The sequence below is a fragment of the Robertmurraya korlensis genome (assembly GCF_023715225.1).
Classification (GTDB): Bacteria; Bacillota; Bacilli; order Bacillales; family Cytobacillaceae; genus Robertmurraya_A.
In genome coordinates, this window is record NZ_JAMBNS010000001.1 from 391,587 (window position 1) to 415,711 (window position 24,125).

At 38.8% G+C, this 24,125-nt stretch carries 24 protein-coding genes; 23 read left to right on the top strand and 1 reads right to left on the bottom strand.

The genetic code is table 11. The features are described from left to right. Window positions 1-16 precede the first annotated feature (16 nt). The 12 genes from spoIIP to deoC all read left to right on the top strand — a co-directional run bounded on the left by spoIIP (window position 17) and on the right by deoC (window position 13,474). Entirely contained in the window at window positions 17-1,213 is a 1,197-nt protein-coding gene (gene spoIIP / locus M3175_RS02140) for a stage II sporulation protein P (protein WP_251514152.1), read from the top strand. A 31-nt stretch (window positions 1,214-1,244) separates the two neighbouring features. Next, window positions 1,245-1,562 carry a YqxA family protein gene (locus M3175_RS02145; RefSeq protein ID WP_306663940.1) on the top strand — a complete coding sequence of 106 codons (318 nt, stop codon included), beginning with the start codon at window positions 1,245-1,247 and terminating at the stop codon, window positions 1,560-1,562. A 136-nt stretch (window positions 1,563-1,698) separates the two neighbouring features. Further along, on the top strand, window positions 1,699-3,534 hold the full coding sequence (lepA, locus tag M3175_RS02150; protein WP_251514156.1) for a translation elongation factor 4: 1,836 nt from the start codon (window positions 1,699-1,701) through the stop codon (window positions 3,532-3,534). 98 nt (window positions 3,535-3,632) lie between these two features. Then, window positions 3,633-4,772: a radical SAM family heme chaperone HemW gene (gene hemW / locus M3175_RS02155; RefSeq protein WP_251514158.1), complete on the top strand. Its 1,140-nt coding sequence runs from the start codon at window positions 3,633-3,635 to the stop codon at window positions 4,770-4,772. 85 nt (window positions 4,773-4,857) lie between these two features. Next, window positions 4,858-5,889 (top strand): heat-inducible transcriptional repressor HrcA, encoded by a 1,032-nt coding sequence (hrcA, locus tag M3175_RS02160; protein WP_251514160.1) that lies wholly within the window; start codon window positions 4,858-4,860, stop codon window positions 5,887-5,889. 88 nt (window positions 5,890-5,977) lie between these two features. After that, window positions 5,978-6,562 carry a nucleotide exchange factor GrpE gene (grpE, locus tag M3175_RS02165; protein WP_251514162.1) on the top strand — a complete coding sequence of 195 codons (585 nt, stop codon included), beginning with the start codon at window positions 5,978-5,980 and terminating at the stop codon, window positions 6,560-6,562. Between the two features lie 34 nt (window positions 6,563-6,596). Further along, the gene (gene dnaK, locus M3175_RS02170) at window positions 6,597-8,423 is read left to right on the top strand and encodes a molecular chaperone DnaK (protein WP_251514163.1); all 1,827 of its coding nucleotides are present in this window, start codon (window positions 6,597-6,599) and stop codon (window positions 8,421-8,423) included. 126 nt (window positions 8,424-8,549) lie between these two features. Further along, on the top strand, window positions 8,550-9,671 hold the full coding sequence (gene dnaJ, locus M3175_RS02175; protein WP_251514165.1) for a molecular chaperone DnaJ: 1,122 nt from the start codon (window positions 8,550-8,552) through the stop codon (window positions 9,669-9,671). 20 nt (window positions 9,672-9,691) lie between these two features. Next, window positions 9,692-10,630: a 50S ribosomal protein L11 methyltransferase gene (gene prmA / locus M3175_RS02180; protein ID WP_251514167.1), complete on the top strand. Its 939-nt coding sequence runs from the start codon at window positions 9,692-9,694 to the stop codon at window positions 10,628-10,630. A 51-nt stretch (window positions 10,631-10,681) separates the two neighbouring features. Next, the gene (locus tag M3175_RS02185; RefSeq protein ID WP_251514168.1) at window positions 10,682-11,428 is read left to right on the top strand and encodes a 16S rRNA (uracil(1498)-N(3))-methyltransferase; all 747 of its coding nucleotides are present in this window, start codon (window positions 10,682-10,684) and stop codon (window positions 11,426-11,428) included. A gap of 5 nt (window positions 11,429-11,433) precedes the next feature. Continuing rightward, on the top strand, window positions 11,434-12,783 hold the full coding sequence (gene mtaB / locus M3175_RS02190; RefSeq protein WP_251514170.1) for a tRNA (N(6)-L-threonylcarbamoyladenosine(37)-C(2))-methylthiotransferase MtaB: 1,350 nt from the start codon (window positions 11,434-11,436) through the stop codon (window positions 12,781-12,783). A gap of 19 nt (window positions 12,784-12,802) precedes the next feature. Further along, a complete protein-coding gene (gene deoC / locus M3175_RS02195; RefSeq protein ID WP_251514172.1) occupies window positions 12,803-13,474 on the top strand; it encodes a deoxyribose-phosphate aldolase in 672 nt (223 codons plus the stop codon). Between the two features lie 29 nt (window positions 13,475-13,503). Here the strand turns inward: deoC and M3175_RS02200 are convergent, their stop codons facing one another. After that, entirely contained in the window at window positions 13,504-14,427 is a 924-nt protein-coding gene (locus M3175_RS02200; RefSeq protein WP_251514174.1) for a Na/Pi symporter, read from the bottom strand. Window positions 14,428-14,642: 215 nt separating this feature from the next. Between M3175_RS02200 and rpsU the strand changes: the two genes are divergently transcribed. The 11 genes from rpsU to M3175_RS02255 all read left to right on the top strand — a co-directional run bounded on the left by rpsU (window position 14,643) and on the right by M3175_RS02255 (window position 23,969). Beyond that, window positions 14,643-14,816 carry a 30S ribosomal protein S21 gene (gene rpsU, locus M3175_RS02205; protein ID WP_019154564.1) on the top strand — a complete coding sequence of 58 codons (174 nt, stop codon included), beginning with the start codon at window positions 14,643-14,645 and terminating at the stop codon, window positions 14,814-14,816. Window positions 14,817-14,830: 14 nt separating this feature from the next. Beyond that, entirely contained in the window at window positions 14,831-15,274 is a 444-nt protein-coding gene (locus tag M3175_RS02210; protein WP_251514175.1) for a GatB/YqeY domain-containing protein, read from the top strand. Between the two features lie 160 nt (window positions 15,275-15,434). After that, the gene (locus M3175_RS02215; RefSeq protein WP_371321655.1) at window positions 15,435-16,754 is read left to right on the top strand and encodes an NfeD family protein; all 1,320 of its coding nucleotides are present in this window, start codon (window positions 15,435-15,437) and stop codon (window positions 16,752-16,754) included. Continuing rightward, window positions 16,751-17,740: a flotillin-like protein FloA gene (gene floA, locus M3175_RS02220; protein ID WP_251514182.1), complete on the top strand. Its 990-nt coding sequence runs from the start codon at window positions 16,751-16,753 to the stop codon at window positions 17,738-17,740. Before M3175_RS02215 ends, floA begins: the two co-directional genes overlap by 4 nt. Before the next feature lie 36 nt (window positions 17,741-17,776). Beyond that, on the top strand, window positions 17,777-18,271 hold the full coding sequence (locus tag M3175_RS02225; RefSeq protein ID WP_251514184.1) for a YqfB family membrane protein: 495 nt from the start codon (window positions 17,777-17,779) through the stop codon (window positions 18,269-18,271). 81 nt (window positions 18,272-18,352) lie between these two features. Continuing rightward, window positions 18,353-18,637 carry a sporulation protein YqfC gene (gene yqfC, locus M3175_RS02230; RefSeq protein ID WP_251514186.1) on the top strand — a complete coding sequence of 95 codons (285 nt, stop codon included), beginning with the start codon at window positions 18,353-18,355 and terminating at the stop codon, window positions 18,635-18,637. A gap of 41 nt (window positions 18,638-18,678) precedes the next feature. Continuing rightward, window positions 18,679-19,872, top strand: coding sequence for a sporulation protein YqfD (gene yqfD / locus M3175_RS02235; RefSeq protein WP_251514188.1), 1,194 nt, complete (start codon window positions 18,679-18,681; stop codon window positions 19,870-19,872). After that, a complete protein-coding gene (locus M3175_RS02240) occupies window positions 19,869-20,834 on the top strand; it encodes a PhoH family protein (protein WP_251514190.1) in 966 nt (321 codons plus the stop codon). The genes yqfD and M3175_RS02240 overlap by 4 nt, the downstream gene beginning before the upstream one ends. A gap of 129 nt (window positions 20,835-20,963) precedes the next feature. After that, window positions 20,964-23,141 (top strand): HD family phosphohydrolase, encoded by a 2,178-nt coding sequence (locus M3175_RS02245; protein WP_251514191.1) that lies wholly within the window; start codon window positions 20,964-20,966, stop codon window positions 23,139-23,141. After that, window positions 23,138-23,608 (top strand): rRNA maturation RNase YbeY, encoded by a 471-nt coding sequence (gene ybeY, locus M3175_RS02250; protein ID WP_251514193.1) that lies wholly within the window; start codon window positions 23,138-23,140, stop codon window positions 23,606-23,608. The genes M3175_RS02245 and ybeY overlap by 4 nt, the downstream gene beginning before the upstream one ends. Further along, a complete protein-coding gene (locus tag M3175_RS02255; RefSeq protein WP_251514195.1) occupies window positions 23,586-23,969 on the top strand; it encodes a diacylglycerol kinase family protein in 384 nt (127 codons plus the stop codon). The genes ybeY and M3175_RS02255 overlap by 23 nt, the downstream gene beginning before the upstream one ends. Window positions 23,970-24,125: the final 156 nt, after the last annotated feature.

Consider the following 24,125-nt stretch of genomic DNA (forward strand, 5'->3'; position numbering starts at 1 on the left):
GCTAAGAGGTGGAATAATGAAACTACAAAAAACGCCCTATGTTGTAACTATTCAAGGGACAAGCATATTAAAGCTCATTTTATCGTGTTTGTTGTTGATTTTCCTACTCTTTTCTGTGAGCGGACTGTTAACTTCTTTAAACCCACAATATCAACTTAGGTCATCGAGTGTGAACAAAGCGACAATGAATGTGAGCGGAAATGTACTCTATCAGTTGATGGCTAGAGAAAACCATTATTTTATGAGTGGTTTAGTAGAAAAAGATGATGTTCCGAGTATGTCGAGTGTCTTGTTTAAAGCCTCCACAAATGTGAATCTTGATGATCCACGGAGCTTATTAGGGAGAGAACTTCCGGGATTTTCCTTATTTGATGGAAAAATTCTTGTTGCTGGTGAAGGAACCAATTATACGAATATGCCAATTGAATCAGCTCCACCAGAGGAAGCGCTGAACACAGAAAATGAGGCAAGCTTGCAAAACACGGACGATATTACAAAGGAAGAACCAAATAAGGTAACTCCACCTTTAACAACAGGTGATCAAAAGGTAGCTTATATTTATTTCTCTCATACAAGAGAATCCTATCTGCCTTATCTAAAAGGAGTGACGGATCCAAATAGTGCACAACACTCGGAAATAAATGTAACGAAAATAGGTGATCGCTTGCAAGAGAGGTTAGAAGGGTATGGGGTTGGCACAATAGTGGATAAAACGGATATAACGAATCGCTTAAATTCAAATGGCTGGACGTATGGTCGGTCGTATGATGCTTCTAGGGCTCTTGTACAAGAAGCAATGACTGGCAATTCTAACTTATCGTATTTAATCGATATTCATCGTGATTCAAGAAGAAAAGAAGATACAACGAAAGTTATCAATGGAAAATCATATGCGAAGCTAGCCTTTGTGATTGGTGCAGAACATCCAAATTACGAAAAGAACTTAAAGTTAGCGACAGAAATCCACAAAAAACTCGAGGAGAAATATCCTGGTTTAAGCAGAGGAATCATCCAAAAAAGTGGAGCTAGTACAAATGGTCGTTTCAATCAGGACCTTTCTGGAAATGCTCTATTAGTTGAGTTTGGTGGGGTGGATAACAACTTTGATGAGCTTAATCTTTCTGCCGATGCATTTGCCGATGTATTTAGCGAGATATTCTGGGAAGCAGAAAAGGTGAATTACCCAGTAACCGTTCCTTCTGAGGAACAATAATGTTAATTTAGGTGATATTATGAAAATGTTTATGTTTAAAAGCATATTGCTAATGTCTCTCATGTTTGTATCAGTTTTATTTGGGATGCAAATTGCAAACGATGGGATCGTAAACATGAAGGGATTTGAAGATCCTAATTTTAAAGGCGCATTCACCATTAACGAACAAGAAGAAAATGTCCAAGTATCCGTACTTGGAAATAATGTAGATAGTCACGATATTAACAAAAAGAGAGAGCAGCTAGAAGAGATGGAAGCCTATAATTTCTTCTCAGACTTAGGAAAAACACTAGCAGACATCGTAACGGGTATAGTAGATATAACAATTGATCTTATTAGAAACAGCTAAAAATGCGGCAATCTCAGGATTGCTGTTTTTCTTTGATATGACAAGTTGCTTCCGCTTTTCTCTATTGAATCTTCGAAACCCTACTGCTATAATCAAAAATAGTGTATACGTGCGAAGTATAGTAGGAGTGAACCGAATGAACAGACAAGACAGACTAAATAGACAAGAAAAAATCAGGAATTTTTCTATCATTGCACATATTGACCATGGGAAATCCACATTAGCTGACCGCATTCTTGAAAAAACGAATGCGCTAACAGCTAGAGAAATGAAGGACCAGTTACTAGATTCGATGGACCTTGAAAGAGAACGTGGAATTACAATCAAATTAAATTCTGTGCAATTAAAATATCAAGCAAAGGATGGAGAGATATACACTTTCCATTTAATCGATACACCTGGGCACGTCGACTTCACGTATGAGGTATCTCGAAGCTTAGCGGCTTGTGAAGGAGCTGTCCTTGTGGTGGATGCAGCACAAGGAATTGAAGCTCAAACATTAGCAAATGTTTACTTAGCGTTAGATAATGACCTTGAAATTGTACCAGTTATTAATAAAATTGACTTACCAAGTGCAGATCCTGAACGTGTGCGTAATGAGATTGAAGAAGTAATTGGACTAGATGCATCTGAGGCGGTATTAGCAAGTGCAAAGGCCGGAATTGGAATTGAAGATATACTAGAGCAAGTAGTAGAAAAGGTACCTGCACCTACTGGTGATCCCGATGCACCTTTAAAAGCGCTCATCTTTGACTCTCTCTATGATGCTTATCGTGGAGTGGTTGCTTATATTCGTGTCGTTGATGGTACGGTAAAAGTGGGAGACAAAATCCGTATGATGGCAACCGGAAAAGAATTTGAAGTTACAGAAGTAGGGGTATTCACACCAAAGTCAACTCCTAGTCCAGAACTTACTGTTGGTGATGTTGGATTCTTAACAGCAGCTATTAAGAATGTTGGAGACACACGAGTGGGGGATACGATTACTAGTGTGAAAAATGGAGCAACAGAAGCTCTTCCAGGTTACCGCCGTTTAAATCCAATGGTATATTGTGGTTTGTATCCAATTGATAGTGCAAAGTTTAATGATTTGCGAGAAGCATTAGAAAAGTTAGAACTAAATGATTCTGCTCTTCAATTTGAGCCAGAAACTTCTCAGGCGCTCGGTTTCGGTTTCCGTTGTGGATTCCTAGGATTACTCCATATGGAAATTATTCAAGAGCGTATTGAAAGAGAGTTCAAAATTGACTTGATTACAACAGCACCAAGCGTTATTTATCACGTGATAATGACGGATGGTACGGAAATTAAAGTTGATAATCCTTCAAACATGCCAGATCCTCAAAAAATTGCCCGTGTTGAAGAGCCCTATGTAAAAGCTACCATGATGGCTCCTAATGACTATGTTGGTGCGATTATGGAACTTTGTCAGGAAAAACGAGGAATCTTTATCGATATGCAATATATGGATGAGACTCGTGTAAACATTGTGTATGAGATTCCGTTATCAGAAATCGTATATGATTTCTTCGATCAATTAAAGTCAAGTACAAAAGGTTACGCGTCATTTGATTACGAGTTAATTGGCTACAAAGAATCTAAACTTGTTAAGATGGATATTCTCCTTAATGCTGAAAAGGTTGATGCGTTAAGCTTTATTGTTCATAAAGACTTTGCTTACGAACGTGGAAAAGTCATTGTTGAAAAGCTGAAGGAATTAATACCAAGACAACAGTTCGAGGTTCCAATTCAAGCGGCTATTGGACAAAAAATTGTAGCGCGTTCGACGATTAAAGCGATGCGTAAAAACGTATTAGCCAAATGTTATGGTGGAGATATCTCGCGTAAGCGTAAGTTACTTGAAAAGCAAAAAGAAGGTAAAAAGCGGATGAAGCAGGTAGGTTCTGTAGAGGTGCCTCAAGAAGCATTCATGGCCGTGTTGAAAATGGATGATACAAACTCAAAGAAGTAGATGATTTGATTTTAAAGGAAAGGTTAGATAAGCTTGATAAATCAAGTGATCTAACCTTTTTTGATTGCAAAAAAGATATATTTTAAGGTTGTGTAAAAATGGTAAAAGCAGCATATATTCATATCCCGTTCTGTGAGCATATTTGTCACTATTGTGATTTTAATAAGGTCTTCTTAAAAGGCCAGCCTGTCGATGAGTATCTAGACGCTCTTGATGAGGAAATTCGATTAACTCTAGAAAAGCATCCTGCAGATCCTCTTCATTCTGTATTTGTAGGCGGTGGAACTCCAACCTCATTAACTGAAAAACAATTGCAACGATTATTATTATCCATAAAAAAATATCTACCATTAGAACATAATGCAGAGTTTACGTTTGAAGCCAATCCAGGGGACTTGTCTGATGAAAAGTTTCGTGTGCTATACGAGGGTGGAGTCAATCGATTAAGCTTTGGTGTGCAAACCTTTGATAATCAGTTGCTGAAGGCGATTGGAAGAACCCATCGAGCGGAGGATGTGTTCGCCTCTATTGAGAAAGCCAAGAAAGTTGGGTTTGATAATATTAGTGTAGATTTAATTTATAGTTTGCCGAATCAAACGCTAGATAGTTTTAAAGAAACACTACAAACGGCTCTCTCCCTGGATATTCAACACTACTCTGGGTACTCCCTCATTATTGAACCCAAAACGGTGTTTTATAACCAGATGAGAAAAGGAAAGCTGCCTGTTCCAGGTGAAGATGCTGAAGCGGAAATGTATTCATTACTGATGGAGCAGATGGAGTTAGCTGGATTTCAGCAATACGAGATTTCCAACTTCGCTCTTCCAGGATACGAAAGCAAGCATAATTTAACATATTGGAATAACGAGGAATACTATGGATTTGGTGCTGGGTCTCATAGCTATGTTTCTGGAGAGAGGATTGCCAACCATGGTCCTTTAAAAAAATATATGGATCCCATTTGGAATGGTGATCTACCTTCTCATAATATTCACAAAGTGGAGAACAATGAAAAGTGGGAGGAAGAAATGTTCCTCGGTTTAAGGAAAATGGAAGGAATCAGCGTAGACCACTTCCTTCAAAAATTCGGGGTCGATCCGCTTTCTCTATTTAAGAAAGAGATAGATTCTTTACAAGATCGTGATTTAATCTCAGTACAGGAGGGCAAAATTGCCTTAACAAAAAAAGGGCGGTTTTTAGGAAATGAAGTGTTTCAATCATTTATTGGCGTGATCTAAATGTTGACATATAGCCCTAACATTTGATAATTTATTATTAGATTTAGCACTCGTTAGAAGAGAGTGCTAACAGAGGTGATGAAACATGTTAACAGATCGTCAGTTGTTAATTTTTCAGGTGATTGTTGATGATTTCATTCGTTCTGCTCAGCCGATTGGATCTAGAAGTTTGTCGAAAAAAGAGGATATTAGTTTTAGCTCTGCTACGATTCGCAATGATATGGCTGATTTAGAGGAGCTAGGCTTTCTGGAGAAGACACATACTTCTTCTGGAAGAATTCCGTCCGAGAAAGGCTATCGTTTTTATGTAGATCATCTTCTTGCCCCACAGAAGCTTGATCAGCATGATATGCATTCGGTCAAATCGATTTTTGCTGAAAGGCTTTATGAACTTGAAAAAATCGTACAAAAATCTGCGAAGATTTTATCTGATCTGACCAATTATACTTCTATCGTTCTTGGACCTGCCGTAAGAGAGAATAAGCTTAAGAAGATTCAAATTGTTCCACTTAATAAGGAAACAGCTATCGCGATCATTGTGACTGATAAAGGACATGTAGACAATCGGATGTTTCATCTTCCTGAGGGGTTAGATGCAAGTGATATCGAAAAGATGGTCAATATCCTTAATGAACGTTTAACTGGTGTCCCACTTGAAGATTTAAATGATAAGATCTATAAAGAGGTAGCCACTTTACTCAGACAACATATCCGTAATTATGATTCCATGCTTCATGCATTCGCTGATACGTTGAAGATTCCATCAAATGAAAAGGTGTTTTTTGGTGGAAGAACCAATATTCTTAGTCAACCGGAATTCCATGATATCGAAAAGGTAAAAAGCCTTTTAAACATGATAGAGCATGAAAAAAGCATGTACGATTTGATTCGGAAAAATCCGACGGGGATTCATGTGAAAATTGGGAAAGAAAACAACAATTCAGCAATGGAGAATTGTAGTTTAATTACAGCTACGTATTCTGTAGGTGAAGAACAACTAGGTACTATTGCTATTTTAGGCCCTACTAGAATGGAGTACTCTCGAGTGATCAGCTTATTACAAACGATTAGCCAAGATTTAACTTCTGTACTAACCAAGCTGTATCAAAATAAATAACGGTGGTGATTATGTTAAGGAGAGTCTTCCTTAGCATATCCCCACTATTTATAAATGAAGAAGGAACACTTTAAGGGAGGTGAGTAATTTGGCAGAAGAGAAAAGTACATTAAATGAAGAATTACAATCTTCTACTGAAACAGAAGCAAGCTCAGAAGGTATTGAAGAAGTTTTTGCTGAAGCAGAAGTGGTAACTGAAGAAAAAGTTGAAACTAATTCTGAGGACACTCGTATACAAGAGCTAGAAACAAAACTTCAAGATGCTGAAAATCGTTACTTGCGCTTGCAGGCTGATTTTGACAACTCTCGTCGCAGGGCCAGAATTGACCTTGAAGCGGCGCAAAAATATAGAGCTCAAAGCTTAATTACAAATTTATTGCCAGCTCTAGATAATTTTGAAAGAGCTCTTCAGGTTGAACCTGATAATGAACAAACAAAATCGTTGTTACAAGGGATGGACATGGTATACCGCAATCTATCTGAAGCATTAAAAGGTGAAGGCCTTGAGGCAATTGAAGCTGTTGGTCATTCATTTGATCCGCATATGCACCAAGCGGTTATGCAAGTAGAGGATCCTAGTTTTGAATCAAATGTGGTTGTAGAGGAATTCCAAAAGGGGTACAAGTTAAAAGATAAAGTCATCCGACCATCGATGGTTAAGGTGAATCAGTAATCCCTACATAATAGAATTTTGGGAGGTTATTTTTATGAGTAAAATCATTGGTATTGACTTAGGGACAACAAACTCATGTGTGTCTGTACTTGAAGGTGGAGAGCCAAAGGTCATTCCTAATGCAGAAGGAAACCGCACAACACCATCTGTTGTAGCGTTTAAAAATGGTGAGCGTCAAGTTGGTGAAGTAGCAAAGCGTCAAGCTATTACAAATCCAAATACAATCATGTCCATCAAGCGTCATATGGGTACTAGCCATAAAGAAACGATTGAAGGAAAGGATTATACACCACAAGAGGTATCTGCGATTATTCTTCAACATCTTAAAGCGTACGCAGAAGACTATCTTGGTGAGCCTGTTTCAAAGGCTGTTATTACCGTACCAGCGTATTTTAACGATGCAGAGCGTCAAGCAACAAAAGATGCTGGGAAAATTGCTGGTCTAGAAGTAGAACGTATTATCAACGAGCCAACTGCAGCGGCACTTGCTTATGGTTTAGATAAAATGGACGACGATCAAACGATTCTTGTTTACGACCTTGGGGGCGGAACATTTGACGTGTCTATTTTGGAATTAGGCGATGGTGTTTTTGAAGTAAAATCAACTGCAGGTGATAATCGTCTTGGTGGAGATGACTTTGACCAAGTGATTATTGATTATCTAGTCGAGCAATTCAAAAAGGAAAATGGCATTGATCTTTCTAAAGATAAAATGGCACTTCAACGCTTAAAGGATGCGGCAGAAAAGGCGAAGAAGGACCTTTCTGGTGTTACGACAACGCAAATTTCACTTCCGTTTATCACGGCTGGGGAAGCTGGACCACTTCACTTAGAAGTAACATTATCTAGAGCGAAATTTGAAGAATTATCTGCAAGTCTTGTAGAAAGAACAATGGGGCCGACACGTCAAGCTTTAAGAGACGCTGGTTTAACACCTGCTGAACTTGATAAAGTTATACTAGTTGGTGGATCCACTCGTATTCCTGCGGTACAAGAAGCAATTAAACGTGAAACAGGAAAAGAGCCACATAAAGGCGTGAATCCAGATGAAGTAGTTGCAATGGGTGCTGCTATTCAAGGTGGAGTAATTTCTGGTGACGTAAAAGATGTTGTTCTTCTTGATGTAACACCATTATCACTTGGTATTGAAACAATGGGTGGCGTGTTTACGAAGTTAATTGATCGAAATACAACGATTCCAACTTCAAAGTCACAAGTATTCTCAACTGCGGCAGATAGCCAAACAGCTGTTGATATTCATGTTCTTCAAGGTGAGCGTCCAATGGCAGCAGATAACAAGACACTTGGTCGTTTCCAATTAACGGACATCCCACCAGCACCACGTGGTGTACCACAAATTGAAGTATCATTTGATATTGATAAAAATGGTATTGTAAACGTTCGTGCAAAGGATTTAGGAACAAACAAGGAACAAACAATCACGATCAAGTCTTCAACTGGTCTATCTGATGAAGAAATTCAAAAGATGGTTAGAGAAGCAGAAGAAAATGCAGAAGCTGATAAAAAGCGTAAAGAAGAAGTAGAACTACGCAATGAAGCAGATCAGCTTGTGTTTACAACTGAAAAAACTCTGAAAGATCTAGAAGGAAAAGTAGACGCGTCTGAAGTAGCTTCAGCAAATGAAGCGAAGGATGCACTAAAGGCTGCGATTGAGAAAAACGAATTAGAAGAAATTCGTGCGAAAAAGGATGCTCTTCAAGAAATCGTTCAAAACTTAACTGTGAAATTATATGAGGAAGCAGCTAAGCAAGCTCAAGCAGCTGGAGGTCAACCAGGCGAAAGTGGCAAGGATGACAATGTTGTGGATGCAGAATTTGAAGAAGTAAAAGACGATAAATAAGTTTAGGCTAACTAGCTTAGAAAAAGTCAAAGTCAAATCCAAGCGACTTTGGCTTTTTCATTGCTTTGGGTTGAATGATAATGTTAAAATAACCTTTATGTGAAATGATTCGGGGAGTGGGCAATCATGAGTAAAAGGGACTACTATGAGGTACTTGGAGTAAGTAAAAGTGCTTCAAAGGATGAGATAAAAAAGGCGTACCGAAAGTTATCGAAAAAGTATCATCCTGATATAAATAAGGAAGCAGATGCAGATGAGAAGTTCAAAGAGGTAAAAGAAGCATATGAGGTATTAAGTGACGACCAAAAGAAAGCACACTATGATCAATTTGGTCACACGGATCCTAACCAAGGTTTTGGTGGAGGAGACTTCGGTGGTTTTGGTGGTTTTGAGGATATATTTAGCACGTTCTTTGGCGGTGGTGGGTCAAGAAGAAGAGATCCTAATGCACCAAGACAAGGAGCTGACCTACAATATACAATGACCCTAAGCTTTGAGGAAGCGGTTTTCGGAAAAGAAACCGATTTGGAAATACCGAGAGAAGAAAATTGTGAAACATGTCACGGATCTGGAGCTAAACCAGGTACGAAGCCGGATACTTGTAGTCATTGTCATGGGTCTGGTCAGTTGAATGTGGAGCAAAATACACCATTTGGCCGGATTGTGAATCGTCGAGTTTGTCATTACTGTAGTGGAACTGGGAAACAGATTAAAGACAAGTGTTCAACATGTGGTGGAACAGGGAAAGTGAAGAAGCGTCGTAAGATTCATGTAAAGATTCCTGCAGGTATTGATGATGGTCAACAGCTTCGTGTTGCTGGTCAAGGGGAACCTGGAGTAAATGGTGGACCGGCAGGAGATCTATATGTTGTATTCCATGTCCGTTCACATGAATTCTTTGAACGTGATGGAGACGATATCTATTGTGAAATGCCGATTACTTTTGTTCAAGCCGCACTTGGTGATGAAGTGGAAGTACCAACATTACATGGGAAAGTAAAACTGAAAGTGCCTGCTGGTACTCAAACTGGAACCAAATTCCGATTGAAAGGAAAAGGTGTTCCAAACGTAAGAGGCTATGGTACAGGGGATCAACATATTATTATTCGAATCTTAACACCGACTAAGTTAACTGAAAAGCAAAAGCAATTGCTGCATGAGTTTGCAGAGGTAAGCGGAAGCGTACCTCAAGGTGAGCATGAAGAAGGTTTTTTTTCAAAAGTAAAAAGAGCATTTAAAGGCGAATAAAAGGAATAGGAGTTGGTAGTATGAAATGGTCAGAACTTTGCATTCATACAACAAATGAGGCAATAGAACCGATCTCAAATATATTGCATGAGGCAGGCGCAAGTGGAGTGGTAATTGAGGATCCATTAGAGCTTGTGAAAGAAAGGGAAGACCAATTCGGTGAAATCTACCAACTCAATCCTAAAGATTATCCGGATGAAGGTGTAATGGTTAAAGCATATTTACCGGTTACAAGCTTCTTGGGTGAAACGGTTGATGCAATAAAAGAATCTATTAACAACCTGAGCATTCATAATATTGATATTGGAAGAAATACCGTAACAGTCAGTGAAGTGAATGAAGAGGAATGGGCAACTGCATGGAAGAAGTATTATCATCCAGTGAAAATTTCTGAACGATTTACCATTGTACCGACGTGGGAAGAATATACTCCAGTTTCAAGTGATGAATTAATTATTGAATTGGATCCAGGTATGGCATTCGGTACAGGAACGCATCCGACAACAGTAATGTGCATACAGGCGTTAGAAAGAACGGTTAGAGAAGGTGACCGTGTTATTGACGTTGGAACGGGAACAGGAGTATTAAGTATTGCGTCAGCTATGTTAGGAGCAAGTTCAGTTTTTGCTCTTGATTTAGACGAAGTGGCTGTTAAATCAGCAAAGATAAATAGCAAGCTGAATAAAACACATGAAGTAGTAACTGTGGCTCAAAATAATTTACTTGACGGTGTGGACCAACAGGCAGATGTTGTTGTTGCAAATATTTTAGCCGAAGTGATTGTTCGCTTTACTGATGATGTAGCAAGAGTTGTTAAAAAAGACGGTTATTTTATTTCTTCAGGTATCATTTTACAGAAAAAAGAAGAAGTTAGGACAGCAATTGAGCGCTCTGGGTTTGAAATAATAGAGACGATCCAAATGGAAGATTGGATTGCGATGATTGCAAAGAGGCAATAATGTGAAGGGGGGATATCCCCCTTTATATATGAAATAAAGAAGGTGTAGCGTGTGCAACGATATTTTGTTGATCAGACAACGGAAGGACGATTTGTCATAAAGGGTGACGATTTCAGGCACATTGTGAAGGTGATGAGGTTAAAGATAAGCGATCAAATCATTTGTACAACTTCCAATGGAGAAGGGGCTATTTGCCAAATTGCAGAAATTACCGATGAACAAGTCGTTGCAGACGTTGTACAATGGGAAGTAGTGTCCTCAGAACTTCCAGTTCGAGTCACGATTGCAAGTGGTCTTCCTAAAGGTGATAAGTTAGAGTGGATCATACAAAAAGGCACTGAATTAGGTGCCTCTTCTTTCGTTCCGGTTTCAACTGCTAGATCAGTAGTAAAATGGGACGAAAAGAAGGCTGATAAAAAAGTAGATCGTTGGCAAAGGATTGCAAAAGAGGCAGCAGAGCAGTCGCACCGACGAATTGTGCCAACTGTTGCCAATCCTCATAATTTAACAAAGCTTATTAGTCTTTCAAAAGAATATACGTATAAATTAATTGCTTATGAGGAAGATGCAAAGCAAGGAGAAAGGTCAACTCTCGCTCGTACTCTTCAAGAGATGAAGAAAGATGACAGTGTCTTAATTGTGTTCGGTCCTGAAGGCGGACTAACGGAATCGGAAGTTGAGTTACTTTCTAAAGAGGGGTTCGAGTCGTGCGGGCTTGGTCCTAGAATCTTACGTACAGAGACAGCACCTTTATACGTGTTGTCAGTTATTTCTTATCAATTTGAACTATTGAGGTGAACGATATGCCATCAGTTGCATTTCATACATTAGGTTGTAAGGTAAATCATTATGAAACAGAAGCCATTTGGCAGCTATTTCAAGAACAGGGATATGAGAGAGTAGACTATGAATCAACTTCAGATGTTTATGTCATTAATACTTGTACCGTAACAAACACAGGCGATAAAAAGAGTCGCCAAGTAATCAGACGTGCGATTCGTAAAAATCCGGATGCTGTTATTTGTGTAACAGGCTGTTATGCACAAACATCTCCTGCTGAAATTATGGCTATTCCTGGTGTGGATATTGTGGTTGGAACACAGGACCGTGTGAAGATGCTAGAATATATCGAACGTTTTAAGGAAGAAAGACAACCAATTAATGCGGTTGGTAATATTATGAAAAATCGTGTTTACGAGGAGTTAGATGTTCCTGCCTTTACAGACCGTACTCGTGCGTCTTTAAAGATTCAGGAAGGCTGCAATAACTTCTGTACGTTTTGTATCATTCCTTGGGCTCGTGGATTAATGAGATCTCGTGATCCAAAGGAAGTGATAAAACAAGCACAGCAACTAGTGGATGCTGGTTATAAGGAAATTGTATTAACTGGTATTCATACAGGTGGATATGGTGAAGATATGAAGGATTATAATCTTGCCATGTTATTAAAAGATTTAGAAAAAGAAGTGATCGGGCTTGAGAGACTAAGAATCTCTTCCATAGAAGCAAGTCAAATTACTGATGAAGTAATTCAAGTAATGAATGACTCTAACGTAATCGTTAGACATCTTCATATTCCATTGCAATCTGGTTCTAACACGGTATTAAAAAGAATGCGTCGTAAGTATACGATGGAATTCTTTGGCGAGCGCTTAAGTCGACTGAAGGAGGCCCTGCCAGGTCTTGCGGTCACTTCAGATGTGATCGTTGGTTTCCCTGGGGAAACAGAAGAAGAATTTATGGAAACTTATAATTTTATCAAAGAGCATAAATTCTCTGAACTGCATGTATTCCCATATTCTAAACGTACGGGTACACCTGCTGCTAGAATGGAAGATCAAGTGGATGAAGAAATTAAGAATGAACGTGTGCATCGATTAATATCATTATCTGATCAATTAGCTAAAGAGTATGCTTCACAATTTGAAGGGGAAGTACTCGAAGTGATTCCTGAAGAACGTTCAAAAAGCGGTGAAGGATTGTATGAAGGATATACAGATAATTATTTAAAGGTTATATTTAAAGGGTCAGAAGAAATGATTGGACAAATTGTAAAGGTGAAAATTACAAAAGCTGGGTACCCTTACAATGAAGGCCAATTTGTCCGTGTGCTTGATGAGTATGTTAGATCAGCAGAACAAGCAGCGATATAATGTTTGAATTGGAGTGTATATGATGAAAGAAATCGCGAAAATGATTGATCACACTTTGCTAAAAGCTGAAGCAACAAAAGCCCAAATTGAACAATTATGTGCTGAAGCAAAGGAATATCAATTTGCTTCTGTGTGTGTGAACCCAACGTGGGTGGCTTATGCTAGTGAGTTATTAAAGGGAACGGGTGTGGATGTTTGTACGGTCATCGGGTTTCCATTGGGAGCCAATACACCAGAAACAAAAGCATTTGAAACAACGAACGCCATTGAAAATGGTGCGACCGAGGTAGATATGGTTATCAATATCGGTGCGCTAAAAAATGGAGATGACTCTTTGGTTGAAAAAGATATTCAAGCGGTTGTTAACGCGGCAAAAGGAAAAGCTTTAACAAAGGTTATTATTGAAACATCTCTTTTAACAGAAGAGGAAAAAGTTCGTGCATGTAAGCTAGCTGTCAGTGCAGGTACTGATTTTGTCAAAACCTCTACAGGCTTTTCAACTGGTGGAGCAACGGTTGAGGACATTGCACTAATGCGTAAGACGGTTGGTCCTACAATTGGTGTAAAAGCTTCAGGTGGAGTAAGAAGTGCAGAAGACGCAAAAAATATGATTGAAGCTGGGGCAACTCGTATTGGAGCTAGCTCAGGCATTGCTATTGTAAAAGGATTAGTTTCAAATAGTGATTATTAAAAAATAAGAACATGCCAATTGGCATGTTTTTATTTTTTAGCATGTAATTTCGTAACAAATGTTGCAAAATGGCTGGCAAATGGAAGGACAAGTAAAGAAGAGATGACGTTAAATAGGACACTAATATGAGCTAGTTGTACATCGGGCTCTTGAGCTAAGCTACCTGCTATGCTTGCAAGATATGCGATGAATGGAAAAAAGGCAATCACGCCGATGACATTTAACCATATATGTGAATACGCACATAGACGAGCCTCCTTTCCCCCTCCGATACTTGCCACATACCCAGTGACACAGGTTCCTATATTCGCTCCAAGCATGACGGCTATACCAGCACCAATTGTAAGTAACTGACTCGAAAGGAACCCCATAATAATACCCGTCGTAGCAGAGCTTGAGTGAATAAGAGCTGTTATAATAGCCCCCACACCAACACTAAGTAAGTTGCTTTCATTCATATCAATAATCAATTGTTGGATGATTGGTAGACTAGATAAGGGCTTTGCTAGATATTTAAAGCCACTCATTGCCGAAAAAACCGTTGCCATTCCCAATAGTATCAAGCCAAAGGCATTTGCATTTTTATTTTTCGTGAAAATAAGGCAGGCTCCTAAAATAGCCATTGGTACAAGAAAAGAGTCGATTTGAAATGTGATAAATTCAGTAGTAAAGGTTGTGCCAATATTGGTTCCAAGTATGATCCCAATAGATTGGCGAAATGTTAACAGCCCAGCAGAAATCAACCCGATTGTCATGACCATGACAGCTGAGCTGCTTTGTAGAGCTCCCGTTATGATAATGGATGCTAAAAGGCCTTTCCAGGTGCGATCTGTTAATTTTACAAGCCATTTTTTTAGTGAATCCGCAGATAAATTAAATAATCCCGTTCGTAAAATGGTCATACCAAAAATAAATAATACAATAAAGATACAAAATAAAAGAACACTTAACATGCTTTTCCCTCCTCTTACATCTTTATTGCAAAGAGATGTGGGACATGCTAAGTATAAGTAGGAAAATATGATATTTTTAAAGTTTTATTCATAAATGGACAATAGCTAGTCGAATTACAGTTGACCTTGTTTCACTGTTATATTATAATTGCAAAGTACATGGAATTCCATGTTGTTTGTTGTAAGTGTGTTGTGTTCGGAGGGAGGGAAAGAGAATGTCTAAAACCGTTGTTCGTAAAAACGAATCGCTTGAAGATGCTCTTCGTCGCTTCAAACGTACTGTATCTAAGTCAGGTACTATACAAGAAGCTAGAAAGCGCGAATTCTACGAAAAGCCTAGCGTTAAGCGTAAGAAAAAGTCTGAAGCTGCTAGAAAACGTAAGTGGTAAGAGAGGGTGTGTAAATGAGTCTTCTCGAGCGTTTAAATAATGATATGAAGCAAGCGATGAAAAACAAAGAAAAAGATAAACTTTCCGTTATTCGGATGGTCAAAGCTTCGTTGCAAAATGAAGCTATTAAAACTGGCCAGGAATTATCCGAGGACGAAGAGTTAACTGTCCTTTCTCGCGAAGTAAAGCAACGCAAGGATTCCCTCCATGAATTTGAAAAAGCAGGTCGTGATGACCTAGTTGAGAAACTACGTACTGAATTATCGTATATAGTCGAATATATGCCAAAACAACTAACGGAAGAGGAACTTTCCGATATAGTGAAAGCGGCGATATTAGAAACAGGTGCTTCTACAAAGGCTGAGATGGGAAAAGTGATGGCAGTACTAATGCCTAAAGTAAAAGGTAAGGCTGACGGATCACTTGTTAATAAACTTGTACAACAACACCTTTCATAATAAACATGCTTTAAAGACTGCAGGGCTTCTGCAGTCTTTTTACATATACTTTGTATAAAGAAAATGATTAAGTTTTGAAACCTTCTTGCAGGATCAACCGTATACATACTATGCGTCAAGTGAGGAAGGAGGGAAATGGGTGAAGCTTTGTCGATGGATCATGGTCATTTCTTTTTTAATGGTAGGCATATTGTCAATCCTTCCGCTTAAAGGAGGAGCACAAGGCGAAACAGTGTATGTTGTACCTGTGGAAGAAACCGTTGAGAAAGGCCTTTACGCCTTCTTATCTCGAGCTGTAAAAGAGGCTGAAGAAGTAAATGCAAAGGCCATCATTTTTACAATCAATACACCAGGAGGCGCTGTTGATGCGGCAGGGAAAATAGGCCAATTACTGTCGGCAACGAGTATAAAAACCATTGCGTTTGTTGACAATCAAGCGTTATCAGCAGGTGCGTATATTTCACTCAATATGGATGAGATTTATATGGTGCCAAGTGGAACCATTGGTTCGGCTGCTGTCATTGACCAAGCTGGAAATGCAGCAGATGAAAAAGCGCAATCCTACTGGTTAAGTGCCATGAAAGCGGCAGCAGAACAAAGTGGACGGGATCCCATCTATGCACTAGCGATGGCTGATCGTGAAGTAGACATACCAGAGTATGGGGCACCAACTGGAAAGTTGTTAACATTGACTGCAGATCAGGCGGAGGAAGTAGGATATTCAGAAGGGACAGTTACTAGCTTAGAGGACCTACTTTCCGTGCTTAATTTATCTGACGCCAAGCTCATAGAAGTAGAAGAGAGCTTTGCAGAAAAAATCGCGCGTTTCATCACACACCCTGTTGTTGTTCCTATTTTGCTATCGATTGGCAGTCTTGGATTAATCCTTGAGTTATACTCACCAGGGTTTGGAATCCCAGGATTTATGGGTCTTTCTTCGTTGCTACTATTCTTCTACGGACATTTAGTGGCGGGATTAGCTGGTTTTGAAACATTGATCCTATTTGTTATAGGAATTGGACTCATATTGTTAGAGTTGTTTTTACCAGGTGGTATTGCAGGTATTTTCGGTCTTGCGGCCATATTGGCGAGTTTGTTTCTAGCCACAGATAATGTTGTCCATATGGGAATCTCGATTCTCATTGCATTAAGTATTTCTGTATTAGCATCGATCTTAATGGTAAAGGTGTTTGGTAAAAAGATGAAATTCTTTAGAAGAATAATCCTAACTGACTCCACTAAAAGCGAAGCCGGTTACGTTTCAAATAAAAATCGACCGGAGATTGTAGGGAAAGAGGGAATGACTCTCACAGCATTACGTCCAGCAGGTACCATTGTTTTAGATGATGAGCGCATTGATGTCGTTAGTGAGGGTAGTTTTATTGGAAAAGATAAGAGAGTCAAGATTGTAAAATCTGAAGGAGCTAGAATTGTGGTCAGAGAGATAAATGAACCATTGTCTAAGGAGGAAGAAGAATGATTTTAGGATCTGGAACGATATTTGTTCTTGTTTTAGTTGTATTAGGAATTGTTTTATTATCTGTATTACTTACGTTTGTACCAGTGATGCTCTGGATTTCAGCCCTTGCTGCAGGAGTTAAAGTAAGCATTTTTACACTGATTGGAATGAGATTACGTCGGGTTATTCCAAGTAGAGTAATCAATCCATTAATTAAGGCACATAAAGCAGGTTTGGATGTTACAACCAATCAGCTAGAAAGCCATTACTTAGCGGGTGGTAATGTAGATAGAGTGGTTAATGCATTGATTGCTGCACATCGTGCGAATATTGAATTATCTTTCGAACGAGCGGCTGCTATTGATTTAGCGGGTCGTGATGTACTAGAGGCTGTACAGATGAGTGTAAACCCTAAGGTGATTGAAACTCCATTTATCGCTGGTGTTGCAATGGATGGAATTGAGGTAAAAGCAAAAGCGAGAATTACCGTGCGTGCAAATATTGACCGTTTAGTCGGTGGTGCGGGTGAAGAAACGATTGTCGCTCGTGTTGGGGAAGGGATTGTTTCCACCATTGGTTCGTCTGACAATCATAAAAAAGTGTTAGAAAATCCAGATATGATATCACAAACCGTCCTATCTAAAGGTTTAGATGCGGGTACGGCATTTGAAATTCTGTCGATTGATATTGCGGACGTTGATATCGGAAAGAATATTGGTGCTGAATTACAAACAGAACAAGCGGAAGCAGATAAAAAGATCGCTCAAGCAAAAGCAGAGGAACGTAGAGCAATGGCAGTAGCTCAGGAACAGGAAATGAAAGCACGCGTTGAAGAAATGAGAGCAAAAGTAGTAGAAGCGGAAGCAAAGGTACCTCTTGCAATGTCAGAGGCGTTAACTTCCGGAAAAATTGGTGTGATGGATTATTTAAATATCCAAAACATTTCAGCTGACACGAGTATGAGAGATTCTATTGGTAAACCAGACGGAAATACGGATAAAAAATAATACAGTAATTGACGTAAAGCAAGGAGGTGTCCATCTTTGCAATTTCTATTGGAAAATCCCTTTATCCTAGTTGTATTGATCGGGATTATTTCCTCCTTCTATAAACAAATGAAGGGTCAGGGGGAAGACGACCGTCAAAAGCGTAAACAGCCAAAGCCTTTTCTTCCTGGGCAAACAAAAGAGAAATCAAAACCTTTCATCGACTTTGATTTTGGAGAACTTCAACAAAAGTTTGAACGTCCACAAAAGGAAAAGAAAGAACCTGTAGTAACACAAAGTTTAAGCACCAATCGAGTCCAAGAAGTAAGAAACACTTATCGAGAACAACAGTCTACTCCGGTTATGAAGGTAGACCGTCAAACAACGGGTAGATTAAATCAGCAGCCGAGAGCGGAAGTGGCAGTTAAATCAGATCATGACCTCCGTGTCTCGAGTCAGACTTTAAGGGATGCTGTTATTTGGTCAGAAATTTTGGGCCCACCTAAAGCAAAACAGGGATATCATCGAAAAAGAACGAATTCACACTACTAAAACAAGGCAGATTTGCTTAAAAAGTAGTGCTAGAACCCCCATTCATTTCATAAATATGAGATGAAAGGGGGTTCTTTTTTTATGGCTAAAAGGTGGGGGCAACGTGTAAGAAGCTGGATGACCCAAACAATGGATCTTCCACAAGATGTCATGATGGATTTACCCCGCATCACAATGATTGGTCAAATCCACATCTATATTGAGAACCACCGTGGCTTACTCACTTTCTCAGAGAAAGAACTAAGACTGCTTTTAAAGCAAGGGCAGTTGTTAATAAAGGGCAAGGCATTTGTCATTAAGACGATACTTCCAGAGGAAATTCTACTTGAAGGAAAAATTGAACACGTTATTTATCTTGAAGAATAAAAGTTTTAATTGAACTCGTCTGAAAGGTAAGGAGGCAGAATATGAAGAACCAATGGATTTACTACTATACGGGAATGGTATCTGTAAAGGTGACAGGAAAAGGCCTAGAAAGATTTATTAACACGCTAACAAGAGAGCAGGTTTCAATCTGGAGAGTAAAGCGTCATGGCGTAAACGCCATGAGCTTTGAAATAAAAGTGGAGGATGCCCACAAAATTAGGAAAGTTGTTAGGAACTCAGACTGTAAAATTGAGTTCCAGAGACGGACAGGCCTTCCTTTTTTGATAAAAAGGGCCATTAAAAATATTGGTTTTTTTATTGGTGCCTTTCTTTTTTTAATCGTTATTACCTTGCTTTCAAACATGGTATGGGGAATCGAAATTAAAGGAGCAGACCCAGCAACCGAATATAAGATACGAAAAACCCTTGATGAAATAGGAGTGAAAAAGGGGAAATTTCAATGGTCCTTAGGTACCCCAGATGCAATTCAAAAGTCGATTACAGATCGTATGGATGAGTTAACATGGATAGGAGTGGAGTTACAAGGGACAACCTACCACTTACAAGTAGTCGAAAAAAATGAACCTGAAAAACAACAGGAATACGGCCCACAAAATTTAGTAGCAAAAAAGAAAGCAACGGTTGTTGACTATTTTGTTGAAGAAGGGAAAACACTCGTTTCTCTCAATGAAGTCGTCTCTCCAGGAAAGGTTTTAGTGTCAGGTACGATTGGAAGAGAAGGAGAGGAGCAGCTCGTACCGGCAAGGGGAGAGGTTTTAGGTGAAACATGGTATTGGACAGAGGTTGAACTTCCTTTGTCAACGAGTTTCCAAGTGTACACGGGAAATGAAGTAAGAAAGCATGCAATAACTATAGGTGGATTTAACATTCCTATTTGGGGATTCACGAAGGTTGAGTACAAACAATCGGTTACAGAAGAAAATACGAAGCCAATTAAATTCCTAAAATGGAATTTGCCGATTTCTTACCATCAATCCACCATTCGTGAAAGTGAAAATGAGACAAGGGTATATACGGAAAAACAAGCATATACTGTCGCAAGAGAAATGGCTAGAAAAGATATAAAAAGTCTCCTACCTGAAGATGCTAAAATAAAAGGGGAAAAAGTTTTGCGCCAATTGGTCAAGAATGGTAAAGTTAACTTAATTATTCATTTTCAAGTGATTGAAAATATTGCAGAACCTCAACCAATTACTCAAGGAGACTCGGAATGACAGAAGAACTAAAAACGATTAGTGTAAATCTCGAAAATCCAAATGAAGCCATCGCTCTATTAGGTAATGCTGATGCAAATATTAAAATGATTGAGCAGGAATTGGGTGTATCGATTGTAACTAGAGGCGGAACCGTAAGTGTGTCAGGTTCAACTGAAAATGTTGAAATGGTTACAAGCATAATCAGCAATTTAATGTACGTTATTAGAAAAGGCATTAATATTAGCGGACGAGATGTCATGTATGCTATTCAAATGTCTAAAAAAGGTACATTGGAGTACTTTAAGGACATATATGAAGAAGAAATTACGAAAAATGCGAAAGGTAAGTCAATAAGAGTTAAAACTCTAGGTCAACAACAGTATTTAACAGCGATGAAGAAGCATGATCTCGTCTTCGGTATTGGTCCAGCTGGTACGGGAAAAACGTATTTAGCCGTGGTTATGGCAGTGAATGCATTGAAAAATGGAAATGTAAAACGAATAATCTTAACGAGACCAGCAGTAGAAGCGGGAGAAAGTCTTGGATTTTTACCAGGGGACTTAAAGGAAAAGGTTGACCCGTATTTACGTCCATTATATGATGCACTTCATGATATCTTAGGAACGGAGCATACACAGCGTATGATCGAACGCGGAACGATAGAAATTGCTCCTCTAGCTTATATGAGGGGAAGAACCTTAGATGATGCCTTTGTTATTTTAGATGAAGCACAAAACACAACCCAGGCACAGATGAAAATGTTCTTAACCCGACTTGGTTTCGGCTCTAAAATGGTCATTACCGGTGATCAAACACAAATTGACTTACCGAAAGGTGTGAAATCAGGTTTGATTACGGCAGAGTCCATTCTATCTTCGGTCAAGGGAATTTCCATTATTCACTTAGAACAAAGTGATGTTGTTAGACACCCTCTAGTAGGACGAATCATTCAAGCGTACGATAAGCAATCTAATGAGTAACCGTTCGAGTAGAAATCGAACGGTTTTTTCTTGTTTTTTGAAAAAGATGCATCTTCCCTGAAAAACTGTTATCATTTTACATATGTGGCATTTATTTTGTTTAGAGATAAGAATTGGAGGAGAGTCATAGTGGAAAAGATTCAACAACAGTTGATGAAAATTAGAGGCTTACTGGATCTACGAATTTTTCGGGTCTTGTTGTTCCTCGTCCTTGGCTTAGTCCTTTATGCCTCCATGTTTACCAATGTTAAGCCAGAAAAAATGGATTTACGCTTGTTTTCCATAGCGAATCAAACTGTAAGATCCCCAGTAACGATCTCTGATAAAGAGAGTACCGAAAAGAAAAGAGAAGAAGCTGAAGACAGTGTTCAAGATGTCTATTATATGAAAAAGGAAACAAATGAGAATCGAGTCGATTTAATCACCTCAATCTTCGATGCAGCAACGGAAGTAAAAAAGGAGCTGCAAGACCAAGTAAACGCTTCAGAAGGAATCTCTCAAGGGCAAGAAAGTGGGGATTCTGGTGCTCCATCAGACAATGAAGTTATCGACAAGATGAAGGGCAAGCTAACAGAGGAGGTTACAAGAAGTATTTCTGATTCTGTCTTGCTAGCACTTGTTCAGTCCTCCAAGGAAGAGCTATCCGTTGCCAAGGATGTGGCTATAACCGCTATCAATACGGTTATGAATCGGAGAATTCCAGCAGATGAAGTGGAAAATAGTAAGAGGCTTGTAGAAGAAGAACTGAAACTAACTTCCATGAGCAGTCAATTAAAAGCAGCTGTAATTGAATTAGGGCGATATGCTGTTGTTCAAAATGAATTTTTTGATTTAGAGGCTACTCAGGAGTTAAGAGAACAGGCGAAGGAAAGTGTTGAGCCCGTAAAGATATTACAAGGTCAAATCATTGTTGAGGAGAATCAGCTGATTAGTAGAGAAGTCTTCCGTCAGCTAGAGCTTGTCGGCCTCACAGACAATCAGCAATCAACATTGCCTTTTATCGGATTAGCACTTCTTGTTATGGTCATGATAATTGCTTTGTATTATTATTTTCATGAACTCAAAGTAAATGGAGATATGAAGCAAAATTACTTGCTTTTGTTTAGCATTATCTTTATTCTTTCAATCGTAATGTTAAAAGGAATTAGTCTTCTACAACAATTTGAGTTTTCAGATTTAGGTTATTTATTTCCTGCTGCCATGGCAGCCATGTTAATTAAAATTTTGGTGGACGATAGACTCGCGATTTTAACAACCATTATTTTAGCTCTCTGTGGAACCATTTTATTTAGTGAAAACATAACAAGCTCCCTCAATGTAAATATTGGTATCTACATCATTTGTAGTGGGTTAGCGAGCATTATGTTTTTAAGTAAACAAAATCAAAGGATGAAAATTCTACAGGCGGGAATGTTTGTTTCTCTAATAAATATCATCATTATTTTTGCTTTGTTATTTATTAACAATGGTCACTATAATGCAAAGGAATATACATTTTACTTTGGTGGTGCTTTTACATCGGGTATCATGGGTGCGATTCTAACCATCGGGCTCCTTCCATTTTTCGAGGCCGGATTTGGAATTCTTTCAACGATGAGATTGATTGAATTATCAAATCCAAATCATCCGCTTCTTAGAAAAATCCTTACGGAGGCACCAGGAACATATCATCACTCCATTATGGTAGCAAATCTTGCCGAGTCAGCATGCGAGGCAATCGGTGCAAACGGCTTACTAGCAAGGGTAGGGTGTTATTATCACGATATCGGAAAGACAAAGAGACCACAATTTTTCATTGAAAATCAAATGAATATTGAAAATCCTCATGATCGCTTGCCACCACAAACAAGCAAAAATATTATCGTGGCACATGCCACGGATGGTGCTGAACTATTAAGACAGTACAAAATGCCTAAGGAAATTGTTGATATTGCTGAGCAGCATCATGGCACTACATTACTCAAGTTCTTTTACCACAAGGCTAAACAAAATGGCAATGAGGTCCGGGAAGAGGACTATCGTTATCCAGGTCCCAAAGCTCAAAATAAGGAAATTGCTATAATCGGAATAGCCGATAGTGTGGAGGCGGCCGTTCGGTCTATGCAGCATCCCAATCCTGATCAAATAGAAAGTTTGGTTAAAAGTATTATTGCAGATCGATTACAGGATGGGCAGCTGAATGAATGTGACTTAACACTCAAGGAAATGGAGATTATTTCTAATACACTATGTGAAACGTTAAAGGGGATCTTCCATTCTCGAATTGAGTATCCAGAAATTACGAAACAGAAGGTGAAACAAGCATGAACTTAAGTATCGATTTTTTAGATGAAACAAATGAAATGACAGAAAAAGTGATTGAGCAAATGGAAGGGTTATTAAAATTAGCTCAAAAAAAATTACAAATTACAGAACCTTGTGAGCTATCCGTTACATTTGTTGATAATGACCGAATACAAGAAATTAACCGTGAGTACAGAGGAAAGGATAAGCCAACAGATGTAATTTCTTTTGCCTTAGAGGAACTCGGAGAGGGTGAAATCCAAATTAGCGGTGCAAATATGCCAAGAGTACTCGGAGATATCATTATTTCAATTGATAAAGCTCGAGAGCAGGCTACGGACTACGGGCATTCTGTTGAGCGAGAGTTAGGATTTTTAGCTGTCCATGGATTTCTTCATTTATTAGGTTATGATCATGAGACAGAAGCAGAGGAAAAGGAAATGTTTGATCTTCAACGGAGTATATTGGATGAGTACGGGCTCGGACGATAAAAGGAAATATAAAACGAAACATGTCCTATATTCTTTCCGGCATGCCCTATCCGGGTTTGGTAAGGCAGTAAAAGAGGAAAGGAATATGAAAATTCATCTTTTCTTTACAATGTTAGTTGTCTTACTTGGCTTTTTGCTACAAGTTTCTAAAATAGAGTGGGTGTTTCTCCTCTTATCAATAGGAGGAGTGATCTCTTTAGAACTAATTAATTCGAGTATAGAAAACGTAGTGGATTTAGTGACAGAGGATTTTCATCCACTAGCAAAAAAAGCAAAGGATATGGCAGCGGCGGCAGTCTTTATGTTTTCCATTGTAAGTATTATCATTGGTTTGATTATTTTTATACCAAGGCTATGGTAATAAGGAACCGAACCTGCTATCGGTTCCGTTTTTATTTGAAATCGCATTCAAGAAAGAGTAAAATAGGGAAACAAATTGAAGGAATTGATTAATATTTAGAAAATTCAATCTTCTTCATTACAATTTTGCTACAATCGATGAAATGTAGAACAAAAT